Origin of the sequence: Mogibacterium neglectum, assembly GCF_030644205.1 — a bacterium.
GTDB classification, from domain to species: Bacteria; Bacillota; Clostridia; order Peptostreptococcales; family Anaerovoracaceae; genus Mogibacterium; species Mogibacterium neglectum.
Genome location: NZ_CP128647.1, coordinates 1,213,124 through 1,232,226 on the forward strand (window position 1 = coordinate 1,213,124; position 19,103 = coordinate 1,232,226).

17 protein-coding genes and 1 pseudogene are annotated in these 19,103 nt (G+C 42.1%); 8 read left to right on the top strand and 10 right to left on the bottom strand.

What is annotated here, in order from left to right; all coding sequences use genetic code 11:
• Positions 1–5 precede the first annotated feature (5 nt).
• The gene (locus QU661_RS05700; RefSeq protein ID WP_304989296.1) at positions 6–977 is read left to right on the top strand and encodes an aldo/keto reductase; all 972 of its coding nucleotides are present in this window, start codon (positions 6–8) and stop codon (positions 975–977) included.
• 89 nt (positions 978–1,066) lie between these two features.
• Positions 1,067–1,933 (top strand): nitroreductase family protein, encoded by an 867-nt coding sequence (locus QU661_RS05705; protein WP_304989297.1) that lies wholly within the window; start codon positions 1,067–1,069, stop codon positions 1,931–1,933.
• A 104-nt stretch (positions 1,934–2,037) separates the two neighbouring features.
• Here the strand turns inward: QU661_RS05705 and QU661_RS05710 are convergent, their stop codons facing one another.
• Genes QU661_RS05710 through QU661_RS05725 form a run of 4 tightly spaced genes read right to left on the bottom strand, consistent with a single transcriptional unit; the run spans position 2,038 to position 7,231 of the window.
• Positions 2,038–2,526: an NUDIX hydrolase gene (locus QU661_RS05710; protein ID WP_330692428.1), complete on the bottom strand. Its 489-nt coding sequence runs from the start codon at positions 2,524–2,526 to the stop codon at positions 2,038–2,040.
• Complete coding sequence (locus QU661_RS05715; protein ID WP_304989298.1) at positions 2,523–4,376, bottom strand: ABC transporter ATP-binding protein; 1,854 nt, start codon at positions 4,374–4,376, stop codon at positions 2,523–2,525. Before QU661_RS05715 ends, QU661_RS05710 begins: the two co-directional genes overlap by 4 nt.
• Complete coding sequence (locus QU661_RS05720; RefSeq protein WP_304989299.1) at positions 4,376–6,679, bottom strand: ABC transporter ATP-binding protein; 2,304 nt, start codon at positions 6,677–6,679, stop codon at positions 4,376–4,378. The genes QU661_RS05715 and QU661_RS05720 overlap by 1 nt, the downstream gene beginning before the upstream one ends.
• A gap of 3 nt (positions 6,680–6,682) precedes the next feature.
• Positions 6,683–7,231: a MarR family winged helix-turn-helix transcriptional regulator gene (locus tag QU661_RS05725; RefSeq protein WP_304989300.1), complete on the bottom strand. Its 549-nt coding sequence runs from the start codon at positions 7,229–7,231 to the stop codon at positions 6,683–6,685.
• Positions 7,232–7,603: 372 nt separating this feature from the next.
• Between QU661_RS05725 and QU661_RS05730 the strand changes: the two are divergent.
• Positions 7,604–8,641: pseudogene (locus QU661_RS05730) on the top strand (YeeE/YedE family protein).
• 96 nt (positions 8,642–8,737) lie between these two features.
• Positions 8,738–8,962, top strand: a complete 225-nt coding sequence (locus tag QU661_RS05735; protein WP_304989301.1) for a sulfurtransferase TusA family protein — start codon at positions 8,738–8,740, stop codon at positions 8,960–8,962.
• Positions 8,963–9,019: 57 nt separating this feature from the next.
• Here QU661_RS05735 and QU661_RS05740 read toward each other — a convergent pair whose 3' ends face one another.
• Together QU661_RS05740 and QU661_RS05745 are read right to left on the bottom strand one after the other, a co-directional pair.
• Positions 9,020–9,472, bottom strand: coding sequence for a rhodanese-like domain-containing protein (locus QU661_RS05740; RefSeq protein ID WP_304989302.1), 453 nt, complete (start codon positions 9,470–9,472; stop codon positions 9,020–9,022).
• 157 nt (positions 9,473–9,629) lie between these two features.
• A complete protein-coding gene (locus QU661_RS05745) occupies positions 9,630–10,166 on the bottom strand; it encodes an LOG family protein (protein ID WP_304989303.1) in 537 nt (178 codons plus the stop codon).
• Between the two features lie 218 nt (positions 10,167–10,384).
• On the opposite strand from QU661_RS05745, the gene QU661_RS05750 reads away from it, so the two are divergent.
• The 3 genes from QU661_RS05750 (at position 10,385) to QU661_RS05760 (ending at position 12,026) form a co-directional block, all read left to right on the top strand.
• Positions 10,385–10,963 (top strand): TlpA family protein disulfide reductase, encoded by a 579-nt coding sequence (locus QU661_RS05750; RefSeq protein ID WP_304989304.1) that lies wholly within the window; start codon positions 10,385–10,387, stop codon positions 10,961–10,963.
• 80 nt (positions 10,964–11,043) lie between these two features.
• Positions 11,044–11,133, top strand: coding sequence for a CD1871A family CXXC motif-containing protein (locus tag QU661_RS08360; RefSeq protein ID WP_334307210.1), 90 nt, complete (start codon positions 11,044–11,046; stop codon positions 11,131–11,133).
• 8 nt (positions 11,134–11,141) lie between these two features.
• Complete coding sequence (locus QU661_RS05760; RefSeq protein ID WP_304989306.1) at positions 11,142–12,026, top strand: 4Fe-4S binding protein; 885 nt, start codon at positions 11,142–11,144, stop codon at positions 12,024–12,026.
• A gap of 39 nt (positions 12,027–12,065) precedes the next feature.
• On the opposite strand, the gene QU661_RS05765 is transcribed toward QU661_RS05760, so the two are convergent.
• Positions 12,066–12,584: a methylated-DNA--[protein]-cysteine S-methyltransferase gene (locus QU661_RS05765; RefSeq protein WP_304989307.1), complete on the bottom strand. Its 519-nt coding sequence runs from the start codon at positions 12,582–12,584 to the stop codon at positions 12,066–12,068.
• Positions 12,585–12,595: 11 nt separating this feature from the next.
• Positions 12,596–13,246, bottom strand: a complete 651-nt coding sequence (locus tag QU661_RS05770; RefSeq protein WP_304989308.1) for a hypothetical protein — start codon at positions 13,244–13,246, stop codon at positions 12,596–12,598.
• A 322-nt stretch (positions 13,247–13,568) separates the two neighbouring features.
• On the opposite strand from QU661_RS05770, the gene QU661_RS05775 reads away from it, so the two are divergent.
• Entirely contained in the window at positions 13,569–14,594 is a 1,026-nt protein-coding gene (locus tag QU661_RS05775) for a sugar-transfer associated ATP-grasp domain-containing protein (protein ID WP_304989309.1), read from the top strand.
• A 153-nt stretch (positions 14,595–14,747) separates the two neighbouring features.
• Here QU661_RS05775 and QU661_RS05780 read toward each other — a convergent pair whose 3' ends face one another.
• Both QU661_RS05780 and QU661_RS05785 read right to left on the bottom strand, forming a co-directional pair.
• Positions 14,748–15,440, bottom strand: a complete 693-nt coding sequence (locus tag QU661_RS05780; RefSeq protein ID WP_304989310.1) for a hypothetical protein — start codon at positions 15,438–15,440, stop codon at positions 14,748–14,750.
• The gene (locus QU661_RS05785) at positions 15,437–18,952 is read right to left on the bottom strand and encodes an FMN-binding protein (protein ID WP_304989311.1); all 3,516 of its coding nucleotides are present in this window, start codon (positions 18,950–18,952) and stop codon (positions 15,437–15,439) included. The genes QU661_RS05780 and QU661_RS05785 overlap by 4 nt, the downstream gene beginning before the upstream one ends.
• Positions 18,953–19,103: the final 151 nt, after the last annotated feature.

Genomic DNA, 19,103 nt, shown 5'->3' on the forward strand with positions numbered 1-19,103 from the left:
ATGATATGAAGAGAATTAGATTAGGATTATCGGGTATAGAGGTTTCAGCGGTAGGCATGGGAACGCTCACGATGGGCTTCTCGCAAAAGAATCTATCACTAGACGAAGGTGCACGTATCATCGTACATGCGGCGAATAGCGGGATTAATTTCCTCGATACAGCTCAGTACTATGACACTTACAGATATCTCAGACCTGCACTGGACACAATTAAATCAGATGAAAACTTATCGATGCCGGTTATCTGTAGCAAGACTCTCGAGACTGATTATGAAAGTGCATCAGCCGCAGTCGATGAATGTCTTGCAGAGCTCAATCTCGATCAGGTAGATATTTTTCTGCTCCATGAAGTTAGAGGAGTTACCGATCTGCGCGGGCGCAGCGAGGCTTGGAGGGCACTTGTAGACAAAAAAGCCTCCGGTCTAATTAAGGCGATTGGAATCTCGACACATCATGTGGACGCATGCCGCTCAGCGACGAATTTGGAATCCTGTGATATAGTATTTCCACTAATCAATAAGACTGGTATGGGAATCAGGGATGGAGAAGGACCTGGGACACGAGAGGATATGGAGGAAGCGATAAAACTATGTTCAAGGTGCGGCATAGGTGTATTTACCATGAAGGCTTTCGGCGGAGGAAATATCATCGAGGATTATGTAGAATGCCTAGATTACGTAACTTCACTGGATGGTGTAGATGCTGTTATGATTGGCATGGGAAGCATCGAAGAAGTCGATACTTCCATCAAATACTTTGAAGGTACTCTAGATAAGGGATATACGCCAGATATCAGCAAGAAGCGCATGATGGTAGACCAGAGTGACTGTGAAGGCTGTGGTACTTGCAAAGCTCGCTGCGTGAGTCAAGCAATATTTTGGAATGACAATGGACTTGCCGAGATAAATATTGAAAAGTGCGTGCGATGCGGTTACTGTGCACCCGTGTGCCCTGTCAGAGCTATTGTTTTTTTATAGCATTTAAGAAATATATTGATTATCCGTATTGTACTAATTTTGCAAAATTGATATTATTGTCATATGTATGGACTTGAAAGGAGAACTTTATGGAATATTTAAGATACTATGATGAGATTGTTTCTCGCCGCCAGTCGTGCCGCGATTTCGCAGATACAGCAGTTGATGCTGCTTCAGTTGAGGAAATAAAAGCTTATAACGAAGTAGTTCCTAAGCTACTTCCTGAGATTTCTACCGAGCTTCATTTCTTCAAGGGCGATGTAGTGGATTTCCTCGGAAGCAGCGTAGGATATAACGGCTTTACTGTTAAGGCACCTAACTACTTGGCGCTTTACTCAGAGGAAGCCCCTCACTATCTAGAAAATGCAGGATTCATCGCACAGGGTCTAACGCTCAAGCTTACACAGCTAGGATTTGATGCTTGCTGGCTAACTGTAAATGATGCTGAAGCAGCTAAGGGTGCACTTGGCGTTGATACTGATAAGACTCTTGCGGTATTTATCGCATTTGGACACGGCAACAAAGCTAAGAAAGACGTTCGTCTCGATATCAAGAGCCCATCCAACGTTACGATGGTATCTTACGAGAAGAAGGTTGCACCAAAGATCAGCATGCAGGACCTTTTATCTTACAAGGTATATGGAGAGCCTGTTAACATGGAGCTTCTGTACACTGAGCTTGAGGATGCACTACTCTCAATCGCTGTTGCACAATCATTCTTCAACCGTCAGCCATACAGAGTAATCGTTGATGACGATATCGTATCGCTAATTGGACTTGACGACGACCTTACAACAGCTGAGGATCAGCTTCTAAACTACGGAATTGCAATGTTTAATTTCTATGCAGTTCTTGACTCGACTAGAGCTGGTGTAAAGATGTGGAGTTTCGATGATGCAGGCAGGGATCTAAAGCTTCCTGAAAACGCCCACTACATTGCAAAGATTAGAATTTAATCAATATCATTTGACGATGAATAGATAAACAAGACCTAGAAACTGGAATCTTATCATTCCATCTTCTAGGTCTTTTGCTTTAATTTTAATTCGCCCAAATTGCCTTATATGGACTTTCCATCGAGCAAAGCTTCTATCAGTTCATCGCTCTCGTTATATACGAGCTTAAGCGAGAAGAAATCATCCCTCTCTTCAAGCAGTCTGAGAAATATCTTATCACCATCCCAGAGTTCGAGTTCTAAAAGCTTATCCTTAGGAACCCACTCAAGTACGCCTTCATCGCAAGGAATCGGTTCACCTTTAAATCCCGTCGCCGTAAAGAGATGCATGTACTCGACCATCTCCCTTTCACCAGAGCCATAGATAAATGTCACTATTCCGCGAAACTTATACTCTGTAAGCTCGTACCCCGTTTCCTCACGCACTTCACGTAGTAGGCAGTCATCAGGACTCTCTCTATCCTCAAAATGCCCCCCAACACCAATCCATTTGTTGTGGTTGATATCGTTTTCTTTGATGACGCGATGCATCATCAGGTAATGCTCGTCTTTCTCTATGTAGCACAGTGTACTAAGTCTAGCTTTGCTCATCATGAAGCCTCCACTTCGTCAAATTGCGAGTTATACAGTTCTGCATATGCTCCGTCCTCTCTAAGAAGTTCATCATGCGTTCCTTGTTCTATTATATCTCCATGGTTCATAACGAGTATGAGATCTGCGTTTCTTATTGTCGATAATCTGTGAGCTATTACAAAGGTTGTACGCCCCTTCATCAGTTGATCCATGGCTTCCTGAATCCTAACTTCTGTTCTAGTATCTACTGAAGAGGTAGCTTCATCAAGAATTAAGAGCTTTCGATTTGCAAGAATTGCTCTCGCAATGGTTAAAAGCTGCTTCTGTCCCTCAGATATATTGGTTGCATCTTCGTTTAAAACCATATTGTATCCACCAGGGAGCGTCTTTATAAATCTATCCGCTCTTGCCGCCTTAGCAGCAGCTATAACCTCTTCATCGCTTGCATCCTGTTTTCCGTATCTGATATTCTCCATGATAGTATCTGAGTACAGCCATGTATCTTGAAGAACCATAGCGATATTGTCTCTCAGTCCATGACGGCTCATGGTACGAATATCCAAATCATCAATCTTTATCGATCCTGCATTTACATCATAAAAACGCATCAGGAGCTTGACTATTGTAGTTTTGCCAGCACCAGTTGGCCCGACGATAGCGATTTTCTGTCCCGGTTTAACTCTTGCACTGAAGTCATTTATGATAACCTGATCTGGATCATAACCGAACTTCACATGTTCGAATTCTACAAACCCTTCTACATCGATATCATTAATAGCATCATCAGGGTCTCGAGGTTCCTCTTCCTCAGCTAGGAACTCGAATACACGTTCACCAGCTGCCCCCATCGACTGCACCTGATTCATGACCTGAGCAGCCTGCGAAAGTGGCTGTGTGAGGCTACGCACATACTGTATAAACGCCTGTATATCTCCTATACCAATCACATTCTTGATAGCAAGCATCGCTCCTGAAATAGCTACTCCCACATACCCGAGATTTCCGAAGAACATCATCACAGGCTGCATAACCCCCGATATGAACTGGGACTTCCAAGCTGACTCATAGAGAATCTCATTGGTCTCATTGAACTTCTTCTCCACGGACTCCTCTTTGTTGAACGCCTTTATCACGAGCTGCCCTGCAAAATTTTCTTCGATCTGACCATTTATATCACCTAGGTACTCCTGTTGGGTCTTGAAGTGCTTCTGCGACATCTTGATTATAAAGCCGAGTAACAGAATGGAAACCGGAATCGTGACAAATGAAATAAGTGTCATAAGTGGTGATATGGTCAGCATCATTACTACCACACCGATAACGGTCGCTACAGAGGTAATAATTGTGGTGACACTCTGATTTAACCCTGTTCCCAATGTGTCTACATCGTTCGTAATCCTTGACAGAATATCACCATACTGATGGCTCTCGAAATATTTCATCGGCATACGGTTAATCTTTTCCGAAATATCACGACGCATATTATAAACGATTTTCTGGGTGATTCCCGTCATAATCCAGCCCTGTATGAAAGTCAGCACAGCACCAATTGCGTATAGAGCAACAGTGATGACCAAGATTTTGCCAATCGTCGTAAAGTCAATAGTTCCCGTTCCTTTGATTTTATGCATCAGCCCCTCTGCGAGCACTGTTGTCGCACGCCCCATCACCTTAGGTCCAATTACCTGAAATACTGTACCAGCAATCGCAAATAATATAACAACTACAAATGCATATTTATAACTTCCGCTATATCTCAAAATCTGTTTGAGTGACTTGCTGAAATTCTTCGGCTTCTCGGATGGCTCACCTGAGCCTGGTCCATGCCCACGCTTGACTGGAGCTGGTTTCTTATTCATATTCTCTGCCATTATTCCACCTCCAATTCGTCCTTTGATAGCTGCGATTCAGCAATTTGCCTATATGCTTCACATGTTCTGAGCAAATCTCTATGTCTGCCCTTTCCTACTATCTCTCCTTCGTCGAGAACGATAATCTGTTCAGCATCTATAATCGTTCCAACTCGCTGCGCGACAATAATTTTAGTCGCATCCTTCTCATAATTTGCAAGCACCCTTCTGAGCTTCGCATCCGTTTTCATGTCTAATGCCGAGAAGCTATCGTCGAACACCAGAATCTTCGGATTTTTGGCAATCGCCCTCGCAATAGAAAGCCTCTGCTTCTGTCCGCCTGACACATTAGAGCCTCCTTGTGCAATTGCACTTTCAAATTTATCTTCCTTCTCTTCAATGAAATCGAGAGCCTGAGCAATCTCCGCGGCCTTGCGAACCTCTTCGGATGTTGCATCTTCATTTCCAAATCTAATATTTGAATCGATAGTCCCAGAGAACAGTATTCCCTTCTGAGGTACGAAGCCAATCTTCTCTCTGAGTGACTTCATGCTGATGTCACGTATATCCCTACCATCAAGCTTAATGCACCCAGCCGTTACATCGAAAAATCTCGGTATCAGATTAACTATTGTGCTCTTACCTGAACCTGTACTTCCTATTATGGCAGTGGTTTCGCCAGGATTTGCTGTGAAGCAAATACCTGATAGAGCAGGTGCATCAGCACCCTCATATCTAAAGGAAACGTTATCAAACTCCAATCTACCAGAACATTCCTCAATATCAATTGCATCGTTTCTGTCAATTACTGATGATTTAGAGCTGATCACTTCATCTATTCTATTAGCCGCAACTCCAGCTCTAGGAATCAGTATAGACATAACAGTCAATATCATAAATGACATTACGATCATCATCGAATATGTGAGAAATGCTGTCATTGAGCCTACCTGCATATTTCCAGTATTAATTCGGTGCGATGCTACCCATACAATCGCTACACCAAGTAAATTCATCAGCATCATGAGCAGTGGTGGCATAAAAGTCATCACCCTATTGGCAAACAACTGCGTCTTCTTGAGATCTGCATTAGCTTTATCAAATCGTCTCTCCGCCGATTGCTCTCTCCCGAATGCACGAATTACTGGAATGCCGGTGAGTATCGAACGAGAAACGCTATTTAGAGCATCGACGAGTTCCTGCATGATGCGGAATTTTGGCAAGGCAATGACCATAAGTATTAATACTATAGCCACCACAGTCGCTACACCAACAGCAATTACGTAGCTCATATGAGCTCCGGTCTCAACTACTTTGAAGATTCCCCAAATCGCTAAAATAGGTGCGTAAAGCACCATACGCAGTATGATTGTAGTTGTCATCTGAACCTGCTGTATGTCATTGGTAGCTCTCGTAATCAGCGAGGATGTCTGAAATCTATCCATCTCCGCACTAGAGAAGCTCATTACTTTCTCAAACACCTCTCTCCTGAGAGTCATACCTATCTTAGCTCCGACCTTCGAGGCTATATAAGAGGCTACAATAGCCGCAGAGATTATTATAACTGTGACGAGCATCATCTTAAGAGCAGTGTCCCACAGATACGTCTTTTGCACTCTATCTACATTTACCCCTGCTGCCTCAGATGCACTAGTAGCATAAGCTATCCCCATAGACTTTAACGTCCTATCGCCAACAGATGATATAGTCTTGTCCATATCGCTCTTTGATTTATTTATCGTTGATTTATCCATCTGACCATTAGCAATCTGGGTCTCAATCATCGGACGCATGTCAACGTAAGTATGAAGCTTACCACTCTGATTTTTTGATTTAAATGACTTGATATCCACCTTCATCAAATTCGCAATTTCAGAAATGGACATATCATCTATACGCGCAGCTATTGCCTTAGTTTCTGGTCTCGCACTAAGTTGTTCCTTTACGGTCTTCTTGAACTGCCTAACGGTCATATGTCCGAGCTGATAACTGAGAACTATCGGCCTAAGCAGTTTGCTATCTAGCTTGCTTAACTTCTTTTCATCCTTAGTCACGAGTGTGTAAGTACCGCCATCCTTCTTGTATGCAGAGGCCCAAAGTCTCTTCTCACCGTCATTCATGAAAATCTGTGCTTCTCTATACTCATCTTCCGTTACTTTGCTGGGAATGATATGTTCAATACCTTTATTCTGAATACCTGTGTCGATAATCTTTTGCATATAGCTCGGAATCGAGATATCTCCAAATGCTTGAACTACAAGCACTAAAAGAAGCGTCAGAACAGCTATTTTGTATGGTTTTAAATTCTTAATTAGTTTTATCATCTGTTACTTTTCATCTCCCTGCTCATATAAGTCAGCGCCTTTATCAAAGTTAATGGCACCATCTCCATTTAACGCATTTTGTAATTCCTCTTGAGCAATCTCCGCAAGCTCTGCAATAAGATCAATAATTTCGGTCACCCGTTCTTCTCCAAATCTCTTGAAAACAGTTTCGAAGTATCTATCAATTCTTTTCTTATATTCGCTTATCCTCTTATATCCATCTTCAGTTAGAAATACCAAGGTGTTTCGCCTATCACTCCTATCAACTTTCCGTTCGATAATGCCTTTTTCTTCTAGACCCGCTAATCCCCTGGATACGCCTGGCATCGTCATACGCAATGATTTGGCTAGGCTGGAGACCTTAATATCTTTCATCGCCGATAGCTTTATATCGAGATCATCGGTAGGCTCGTCACATTTCCCAGCTTCACATCTGCATAGTGCAAACACAATCATGTGCTCACTTGGGTTAAGCTCCGGAACTAGATTCCAAAATTTAATTTTATGGAATTTGTGCATCTGAAGTAAGAATTTAGATTGATACTCTTTCACTTAAAACTCCTTTTCTAGAAATACCTTTATAATTGAATGCTTTACATTTTATGAAACGTAAAACAAGGCAACCTATTCTTTTAAAGTAAATAATTAACTATGTTAATTATTTCAGATGTGAAAGATTATATTCTTATCCTGTACGTTAGTCAATATTTTTATACAAAATGCTATCGTCTTAACATCTTAATTTCAGCAATTTAAAAGGATTACATACATTTTAATGCATTGATAATCCTTATTTGAAGTAATTTCATATTGATTATTTATATACATATATTAAGACTTTAGATAAAGAAATATAATCATTAATTGTAATCCATATAAAAGGAGGCTATTTTGCTACTTAATATATCTGGTTTGTTTATAGGATTGCTGTTCGGCTTTCTACTCAAGCGCGGACGTTTCTGTCCTACTGGAACGATACGAGATATCTATCTTGAGAAGAAATACTATAACGCAGTTCTCATCTTGACGATAATTGTTACCGAAGGACTGCTTTATCACATACTGGTCGGCAGCACTGTGATTCCTTCACCGTACTTTGGATGCTATTCGATGGTTGCCGTTCCTATAGGTGGATTCATCTTCGGAATCGGAGCAGTCCTCACCAACGGCTGTGTTACGAGCACTATCGTTAAAGTCGGAGATGGACGAATCATCGGAATACTATCGCTCATAGTTTTTGCAACGACTGAATACTTTACGAACAAATGGATTTTTAAGCCATTTACACAGAAGATTATGGGGCTTCAGGAAGTATACGATATCGACTTGTTCGATATGCCCTTCTCCCCGCTGCTTATATTTGCACCAGCAGCCATATTGCTATATATCCTGATGTTTCGTCATTATAGAGCACACAAGCCAAAATACAAGTTGCCACAGACATATACCGGACTCCGACACATTTTCTGCGAGAAGATTTGGAGTCGTGAGATAACTGTAGTACTCATCGGGGTGCTCATGGCTGCTGCATTCTACTTCAGCAACCTCACTGGTAGAAATGGTGGAATCTCAATTTCCGACCCAGTATTATCTTGGTTCAACATGATAACAGGCACGCATTCCGAGCCCATCGGATGAGTTGTCTATAACAGAACCGACGGTGTCGGTTGGGATAATTTGGTGATTGTAGGAATAATCTTAGGTTCCTTCTTTACAACCTTTACGAGCAAAGAATTTTCGATAGTCAAAACAGATAAGAAAATTGTAATAAAAACCGTACTTGGAAGCATGCTCATGGGAATAGGTGCCGTGTGGGCGAAAGGCTGTCTTATTGGAAACGGCCTCGTTGCAACTTCTCAGCTCGCTACAAGAGCTTGGCTTGCACTGTTATTCATTGCACTAGGAATCTGGTTTGGCGCATGGTTTATGTATGTCCGTGGCTTGAAAAGTGCAAGAGGGTAAAGTAAAAATTAAAATATATAGAATAGAAATATATAAATTAATACGTTCATGTCACTGATTTGTATGACATATTTACATTGATACAAGGAGGAAAGAATGGGAAATATAAAGCTTGACACCAAGGGCATGGACTGCCCGATACCACTTATAGAGCTTAAGAAGGCTTTGGGGGAAGCTGAAGAAGGTCAGATTATAGAGGTTGAATTCACTTGCCCTGACGCTGTAGTAAATCTGCCAGGTTACTGCGAAGAGCACAACCATGAAGTTCTGGACTTCGACAAGCAGGGTAACAAATCATGGAAGCTCACTGTCAAGAAGTGATAAAAATGAACAGAATAAAACAAATGAGTCTCAATTATAGTTGATACTGCTGAGAGCCTAGTTGCTCTCACCTTCTTGGAGATCTTTATACTCTTCCTCTACTATAACCTTGCCCTTCCACACCTTGAGTCCGTTAAACTCATATACGTTGGTATATCCTTGCTTTACAAGGCGCTTTGCAACTCTCTTACTCAGACCACCGTAATCGCAGTAAAGTAGAATTTTCTGATTTTTATCGGGGAGTGCCTTTACTTTTCCCTTATCGAAATCTTCGTACCATACAGGAATAGACTTCGGAATATGACCCATTCCCCAAGCAACCTTGCCTCTTACGTCGATAATCTTAGCATCATCCTTCTCTGCATTCTCAACAAATTTAGCGGCCTCTTTGCCGGAAATATGTGTATATCCGTCTTTATTCTTCTTGTCATCTGCGCTCTTTTTAGTACAGCCTGCAAGCAGTGCTATACTTATGAACAGAATAATAATTGGTAATATCTTTCTCTTCATTTTTTCACCTATTCCCAGTGAACTTCTGAAACAACCACGGTTTCAGTCCATTTTTTGCTTACTAAGTAATTGTATATAGGTTATGTATGATTGTCAAAACAGTTTTTACCATTAATCTGCGAGTAAATATCACTATTTTAAATACTATAGGCAAGTGCTAATTTTCCCCTAGCTCAGCTTTAATCTCATCTAGATTGCTCGCAAAGACAACCTTGTCAAGGTCTTTAGCTGGCAGGAAGTCGGCATCTACCATCTCATTAAGTAGCTTTCTTAAAGGATCATAAAAGCCTTCAATATTATATAGAATGCAAGGCTTATCAGTCCTATTCAGTCGCCTTAATGAGATTATCTCTGAAATCTCTTCGAGTGTGCCCGGTCCACCTGGAAGTGCGATAAATGCATCGCCAAGATTGATCATGCGGGTCTTCCTCTCTGGCATAGAATTTACAATCTCGAGTGTGTAGAGACCCTGATGTCCCTTCTCCTGATTGAGCAGGAACTCTGGTATGATGCCGTACACCTTAGCGCCACCTTCTAGAACTGTATTTGCAACGATTCCCATGAGCCCTACATTTCCGCCACCGTATACAAGGCTGTGTCCACTTTCTACAATCCAGTTTGCGAGTTCAACCGCTTTATCCTTAAATACTGACTTCTCACCGAAGCGAGAGCCGCAGTAAACTGTAATATTCATATCCTTTTTCTCCTTTTTCATATCGTAATATTTTAGTATCATTGCTACAAATGGTCAATGATTTGTTATCATCAATATTTTTGATAGTGCACAATTTAAATTAAGATTTTTATAATGATTAATTACTTCACTTAGATGTTATACTAAACCCATATCGTAAGATTATAATATATTATGTTGCGTTTACTCGCGATAAATAAGGAATATTGGGGAATATTATGAAGAGAAAACTACACATTAAGAGATTTACGTTACTTGCGGCAGTCGTGCTTGTGCTCGCAATATCATTCACCGGTTGCGGCAAGGATGGTTCAAATTCAGATTCAAAAGGCAGCAACAGCACAAAGGCTAGCCTTAAGAACTTCGAAACCACTACGCTAGACGGCGAAAAATTTACACAGGATAACTTGAAGGATTACGACCTCACCGTGGTTAACGTATGGTCGACAACTTGTGGATACTGCATCGATGAGATGCCTGCTCTTGAGAAGCTCAGGAACCAGCTACCTTCCAACGTGCAGTTTGTATCAATTTGTCTCGATGGAGACTCCTCACCAGACACTGCAAAGGAGATTCTCTCCAAGCAGGGATTAACGGCAAAGACGCTCGTTCCAAGCGACTCTTTGAACGAAGGATTTCTTCAGTACGTAAGCGGTACTCCTACCACCGTGTTCTTTGATAAGAATGGAAAGCAAATCGGCGATCCAAAGGTCGGAGCTTTCTCAACACATGATACTGATGCAATTACTGAACTCTACATGAAGGAAGTAAATTCGCGTCTTAAGAAATTGTCATAGGTAGGGATTGTCAGGAATAGATTATGTCTAAAAAATATAAAAGGCTGATACCGGCCGCGCTCATTGCGGCTGGTATCGTTATGTTAATAATAGGTTTCAATAGAGGCGAGATGCTGACGGTTTTCAGCAAGGCTGCCACCGTCTGTCTCGAATGCATAGGAATCGGATAGGAGGCGCCATGAAGACTAACAACCCGAGGCGTCATCTGGTGCAGCTCATAGCAACATTAATGACCAATCCTCATATCTCGAATTTCACCGATGGCACTATATACAAAGGTAAGAGTAAAAACTTCTGCTCACCTGGATTAAACTGCTATTCTTGCCCAGCTGCTGGTGCTGCATGCCCTATCGGAGCACTGCAGTCGGTCGAAAACGGCAATAAATATCATATTTCATACTACGTGCTGGGTTTTTTGCTCATAACTGGAGCATTTCTCGGTAGATTCGTATGCGGATTTCTATGTCCATTCGGATTCTTTCAGGACTTGCTGTACAAGATTAGGATGAAGAAATGCCACTTACCTGCCAAGATTGATAAATCTCTCAGGTATCTCAAATACGTCATACTTGCAGTATTCGTATTTGCACTTCCAATCGCAATCTCCAATGAATTTGGAATCGGTGAACCATTCTTTTGCAAATACATATGTCCAGCTGGCACTATAGAGGCTGGTATCCCACTTCTGATTAAGAACGAATCTCTCCGAGCTATGATGGGAATTTTATTTGACTGGAAGATGATTCTTCTAGTTATCACGGTCATACTTTCGACGATGATCTACAGACCTTTCTGTAAATACATATGCCCTCTAGGTGCGATATATTCGCTTTTTAACCGCTTTAGCGTGCTACAGATGGAAGTGGATAGTAATAATTGTATAAACTGCATGAAATGTGAAATCAACTGCGATATGCAGGTCAGGGTTCTAGACAACATCAACAGCGCCGAATGCATTCGCTGTGGTAAGTGCAGGAGCATATGTCCGACTAGCGCCATCAACTGGACAATTGGCGGAAAAGTAATTCTAAAATCAAACGAAAACAGCAAGCAAAGAGCGTAGCTACGCCTACTATTTTATTGGTGATATTTTCTAGTATCCTCACCTAAGATTGTATTTCTCAAAATCAACCCCCTCCTGGTGAAGCAGATAAATTTTCTTATCCATGCCTCCTGCATAGCCCGTGAGTTTTCCGTCTTTCCCCACCACGCGGTGACAAGGCACTATGATTGAGAACTCATTGCTGCCAACCGCTCCACCCACAGCCTGGGCTGACATGTGGTCTTTACCGATTCTTATAGCGACTTCATTCGCAATTTCGCCATAAGTGCTAAGCTCGCCATAAGGAATCTTCAGCATTATCTCTGAGACGGTCTTTCTAAATTCTGACCCCTGCAGCTTAAGCTTAGGCGTAAAGCATGGAACAGTTCCTGCGAAGTATTCGTCAAGCCAGCGCACTGCATCGTTTATATGTTTATTAGCATGGGGATTCTCGATTGTTTCGATGCCTTCAGATGCCTCTGCTATCAACTCTTCATCAAACCAGACACCGAGAAGGCTCTCTTGATTGGCACAAAGCTTCATCACACCCATAGGTGAGTCGTAATAATACATGTACATAGAAACCCTCCTTAATTATATGGATTTATCAGCTTTGGGCTACTTCCGATATTATCCTTTATAACCTTTATATCCTCTGGCGAGAGCGGAATATCGTAGCTCACAGCGATGACTAGCCATGTATAACAATAGTCATCAACGTTCGTTTCCGGTAGCCACTCGCTTGGTCCCTTGTCTGACTTGTCACGATTTACTGCCCCATCCACATCTACTCCAACACGGACGTCTGTCGCGTATTGATGCTTCTTAGAATGGCTCCATTTGGCACCACCGTGCTTATTTACATAATTAAGTGGGATGATATGGTCAAAGTTACTGTCATTAAGTGAGAGGTCATCGCCTGTATATGGATCTATGTAATCGCCATCCTTATAGTGCTTACTTGTCACAAATGCAAATTTTCTCAGCGAATACTTTCTGCCTTTATACTCGATTCGTCTGTATGGCTCTGTATAGGAGTCACGGTCATAATCAGCGTACTCATCGGGCGATGACACCTTTACTTCATCTAGTAGCTGCTCTACACTCTTTTCCTTTAGCGGCTTTACCTTACTGCCTGAGCTCCCCAAGTCACCTATATCTATTCCCATCTGGTTAAATACGAAAACAGCTGCGGCAATTATCAATGTCGCAAGCATTTTCTCCATCTTCTTATTTCTCATACTGTACCATCTATATCCTTTGCCCGAATACCTCTGTCTCGCCATGTTTACTAAGCCCTTTTTATGAATCTATTTTGCTGTAAAGCCGTGATACCTTACTATTATCACGCATTGCTATATCGATACTTTTTCAAATGAATCATTTCATTATATTAACATCTTGTTTTTCAATTCAATATGCTTATGATACCATAGACAATGAGGATTTGAACAATCCATGATTCATAAATTTGACCAATAAATATTTGATTTATAACTATTATCTGATATAGAATGTTAAAGATAAGTTGAAAATTTACGATTTATGAAACGAGGAATTTATATGGGCGAAAGCAAACTAAAATACGGACTAAGAGTGCTAAAGAACGCAAGCTTTAAGAAGTTCACGGACTGTGTCAATGAAGCACACAGAATTTCCGGCAAGAGCAAGCTTGCGTGTGCAATTGACATTGTACACTGCATGAGAAAATTCGATGCTGGTTACTATGATTATGTAATCTTCCAGTTCTGGGACAAGACCGACGCAGAGAAAGACACTTACCTGACTAGATTCAGAAGTAAGAAGCTTGTATCTCAGATGAATGACCCTGCTTACGCGCATTTCTTTGATAACAAGGATGAATTCAATGAGAAATTCAAGGATTATATCGGTCGTGATTTCATCGAACTCGAGACTGCTACTAAAGACGAGGTTGAGGCGTATTTCAACAGAAAAGACAAGGTGTTCTGCAAGATGAAGGACCTCGAGTGCGGCATAGGTTGTGAGAGACTTGTGACATCTGACTTTGAGAATTTCGATGCCTTCTATTCATACATCAAGGAAAAAGACTTTGGCACTCTCGAGGGCGTAATCGAGAACCATCCTGATCTCAACAAGGTATACTCCGGTAGTGCCAACACGATGCGTATGATCACGATCATCGGTGATGACGGCAAGCCACATCTGATATACGCAGTACAGAAGTTCGGTATCAACGGCAGAGTTGTCGACAACTACGGAGTTCACGGACCAGTTGACCTAGAGACTGGCGAGTTCCTATTCCCTGCTCACTCTGGAGATACAAAGGCGGAAGGACTTTACACTGAACATCCTAATTCACACGAGAAGCTTGTAGGATTCAAGACTCCGTTGTTCAAGGAAGCTAAGGAGATGATTCTAAAGGCGGCTATGGAAGTGCCACAGATTAGATATGTAGGTTGGGATGTTGCAGTAACTCCGACTGGACCTGCTATCATCGAGGGTAATGTATACTGCGCTCACGATTTCTGGCAGCTACCAGGACAGACTCCTAACAACATTGGAATCATGCCTACGCTGAAAGAGCTAGTTCCAAGCTACAAGTATTAATAGTTATAGAAATTAGATTGATTATTTTCGGATATATGTAACTCATATACAATAATTCATTAAGAATACAAAACATCACAGGGGCTGGTCTCATCTGAGACCAGCCCCTGCTTACTACCATATTTTATGTATATACTATGAAAACTGCGATATTTAAGCAGTAGCAACCTTGAGCTTTCTGCTCTTTAGAACTGCCTTTCTAAGTCTCAAAACGACATAGCTTATGTATACAACGGAGTATACGATTATACCTGTTATGTGAGACTTTACATCTGCCGAATACAGCACCATTATATGCACATAGATTCCGATAAAGAACGGATAAGCCATGCGTTGAATCTTTTTCCAAGTCTTACCACTCATCTTGCGGCGAACCAACTTAAACGAGGTGATAAAGAGAGGAATAAGCATAGCTAGTAGGCACAGAGTGATTGTCGATGCGATTAGCTCTCTCGTAGGCATAGCCTTTGGATTTGTAAATAACATCGGGAAGTACTTAACTCCGAACACCACGTTGTGGCTGAGAGTCAGCAAGCTTCCTATGATAGATATCTCTCCGCGCACGCTCATCAGCTTACGAGACAGTTTGTTGTGCTTAGTGATGACACCAAGATACATTACCACCATAAAGGTAGCTGTTGTAAAGATGCCTCTACTGAACATGTTCATAAAGTATATGTTGAACCATTCTGGGAATTTCTGGTCATATCCGAGGTTGAAGTACATAACAACTGCTCCACACCATACGTATATACCCAGATAAAAAGCCCCTGGGTGCTTCTTAATTGCATCTGCTGTCAGAATATAGAATATGACAGTCACTGCGATTCCAAATATTGTGTTCACGATACCGTCCTTTCCGTCTCAGCTACAGCAGAATTTTCTGCAGTTTTCCTGCTCTCTGCTGGCTTCTGTAAATCTTCTCTCTTGTTAGCTTTTCCGCTATCTCTGCTCTCGACACTTGAATTTCCTGAGATTTCGGCGGTTACTGCACTTCTTGTGCTTACTGTTCCGCTTGTAACGGCGGATGTTGTCGCACTAGCAACTGGAGTTTTGACATTCACCATAACTAGAGTCTTAGTCTTTTTATCGATTCCGTCGACTGAGAACTCGAGCACTGCCTTGGTCATCCCCTTCTTTGAGAGGTCAGGCTTCTGCACTAGCTTAACCTTTACAGAACCATCCATAGGGATGTTGCTGAACTTAGCCTTATAGTCTTCAAGCGTCGGTTCAGTTCCGTTTACCTCGATTGGCTGAGAGTTTACCCTCTGTGGTGTAAATGCTGTTCCACCGTCCTCGTCATCATCCGCGATTCCATCGTGGTCTTTGTCTCTGTAAATCCAGTACTTATATTCTCTAACCAGAAGCTTGCCGTTCTTCTTAGCCTTGAACTTCATGGTTACTGTCCTAAACATCCCATCGTCACCGTCCCATTTATCATCATCTACCACTGGTGTGCCGGTGATTGTCGTTCCGTCAAATGACAAGCCTTTAGGTAGTCCTTCGATTGAAGTGGCCATCTCTGCATCCTTATCGAGGCTTTTAACTGTAGCTGGCTTAATAGGAACACCCTGTGTCCACTTTGGTCTACCTGGCTCATCGAGTGCAGTCTCGATTACCTTGCTATCCACTTTAACCTCTGGAAGCGCCTCCTCTGCATCTGCTGCTGGAGTCTTCACATTGACCATCACGATTGCCTTGCTCTTCTTGTCGATTCCGTCGACTGAGAACTCGAGCACTGCTTTGGTCATTCCCTTCTTTGAGAGGTCAGGCTTCTGCACTAGCTTAACCTTTACAGAACCATCTGTAGGGATGTTGCTGAACTTAGCCTTGTAGTCCTCTAGAGTTGGTGCTTTGCCATCTACTTCAATTGGCTTTGTGTTAACTCTCTGTGGTGTAAATGCTACTCCGCCGTCTTCATCGTCATCTGCTATTCCATCGTGGTCTTTGTCTCTATAAACCCAGTATTTGTACTTTCTAACTAGTAGCTTACCATTCTTCTTGGCCTTGAACTTCAAAGTTACTGTCTTGAACATTCCACCGTCACCATCCCACTTGTCGTCATCAACGACCGGTGTTCCTGTGATATTTGTGCCATCAAAGCTTAGTCCCTTAGGCAGTCCCTCGATGGTTGTCTGCATCTCTGCGTCCTTGTCTAAACTCTTAACCGTCGCAGGCTTAATAGGCATACGCTCAGTCCACTTTGGTCTACCTGGCTCATCAAGTGATGTCTCGATTACCTTGCTGTCAACCTCTACCTCTGGAAGTGCTGGTTCTTCACCGCCACCTCCGCCACTACCATTATCATCAACAATCTCTTTATCCGCTTCTGTACCTGACAACTGAAATTCTACATGGATTATCTTAGGTGTATTAGGGTTCTCATCTTTATTAAGGGTATATTTTACCTTTTTATTTACAGGTTTTTTATCAGGTGTATACTCATAGCGATTTCCGCTCTTTGAAACAAGGCGAACCTTAACTGTTTCGAACTCGAACGATAAAGGCGCATCAACAACCTGTTGATTGTCGATTTTACGGTCATCAGTAGGATCCTTTTTAATATTCTTCACCTTGTACCACTTCGAACCATCCTTGCTGTATTCAAGTCCAACGATGTAATCCTTGCTGTAACGTCCAACGAGGATTCTAAATTTGTCGTACGAGAGCGACTGCTTGTGAATAACCTTTGCCTTTATTATTTTCTTATCACCATATGATTTTAGATCGCTTCCATTTTCAATAGCTTTGCCATCCTCATCTGTGATGCTGAGTCCATTGGCTGCAAAATCTTTCCACTCTGCTTCCCTAACAGAGCCATCTTTCTTAACAATCTTAACCTTAAGTTCTGAGAAGTCAACGGAATCACCCTTATTAACTTCTACTGTCTTAGTCTTTGGCTCAATAATTGAAATATCCTTTACATCAGAGTTAGTTTTATAATCGCTAGCCGACTTATGCGTAGCTTCCTTTGTCGCAGCCGAAATTCCACTTGCACTTATCGTAGCTCCGCTCACGCTATCGAACATCTTCTTGCCCTCATAGCGGTCGTTCATATACGCCTTTACAGTACGTGACATGAGAGCTATATCAGATACAGTGTTATTTCCTGATAGACCGCTCAGCATATCGACATACTTATCGCCAAGGAGCTCCTTGACCTTAGCCTTAGGATTACTGCTTTTCCTTATCGCTTCGAAATACTCACGATATAATCCCATCTTAGCGATGTTCCAGCGACCTTCCTTGCCCTGCAGGAACGGTATCACGTTCTCTGCCTGGCTTCTAAATGGTCCCATGTCATCGCGATAATCGTCACCTACGCCGACCCTTAGATTCGATATCTCGCCATCCTTTACCGTAATATAAGTCTTAATTCCACCTGGATTAAGGTATCCGATACCAATTCCAGTGTATTCGCCATCCTTGAGTTTATCTCCCGGGTAATGTTTACGAAGAGCTGCATCTACATATGATGGCTCCCCTGTCTCAGGGTTAACCGATGGATTTGTATCATCTGTGCTTGGCTTTTTGTCACCTGTGCTAGGCTTGCTAGTATTGGTGATGTTAGTCTTGCCAGCACCTGCAAGTGCATTTCTCACCGCATCGATGATTCCACGGCTGGAATATGTAGCTCCAGAGACTGTGTCTACACTCTTGCCTGGACGTCCTAGCAGTCTACCGATAACAGCCTTTGCACGATTAAAGAATGGTGCATCGTCACTGTGTGAAATTATCTCGACATTGGTAATATTACCACCAGAAACAGTTACACGGACTCTAATTGGTCCATTGAAGCCCTGACCTGTTCCAATATATACACCATCTTTTAGGTTAGCACTTCCGATTGAAAAAGATCCTGCTACATTACCTTTTCTTCCCTTAGCAGATCTAGCGTCTTTCTTGACTGGCGTTACCTTAGCCTGCTGCTTCGATCCAGCCTTGCGCAGAGCATCAGCAACCGCCTTCTTGATTGCATTTGAAGAAATAGTCGCTCCTGAAACAGAGTCAACGTTCACATTACCACTGCTCAGAATCTTGCCTATTACAGCTTTCGCCCTATTAAAATACTCTGGTGTTTCTGTCTGAGATATAACCTTGATATCTGTCAGCTTTCCACCCTTGACAGTGATGCGAACAGTAAGGGGACCACCGTAACCGGTTGCAGTACCTTCGTATTCTCCATCCTTAAGACCTTCTGTGGAAACCTCTGAACCAATTGCCTGAGCTTCCTTGGCAGCCTTTTCTTTAGCAGCGTTGTTCTTCTCGACGACCGTAACAGCCGAATAAGCCATAGCGGCGGTAACAGCCACGGCTACGACAAAGGACAGCACTCCCTTGAAACCAGTTGTCTTCATCTTTCCTCCTATAAATGAGTGTGAAAATTTTGAATAAGTTAGATATATTTTACAAAAGTTAGTTATGTTGAACTAACATATATTGTATTTTAATTCAAATAACATAAATGCGCAATATATTTTTAACCAATAATTTTACTTGTTTCGATTA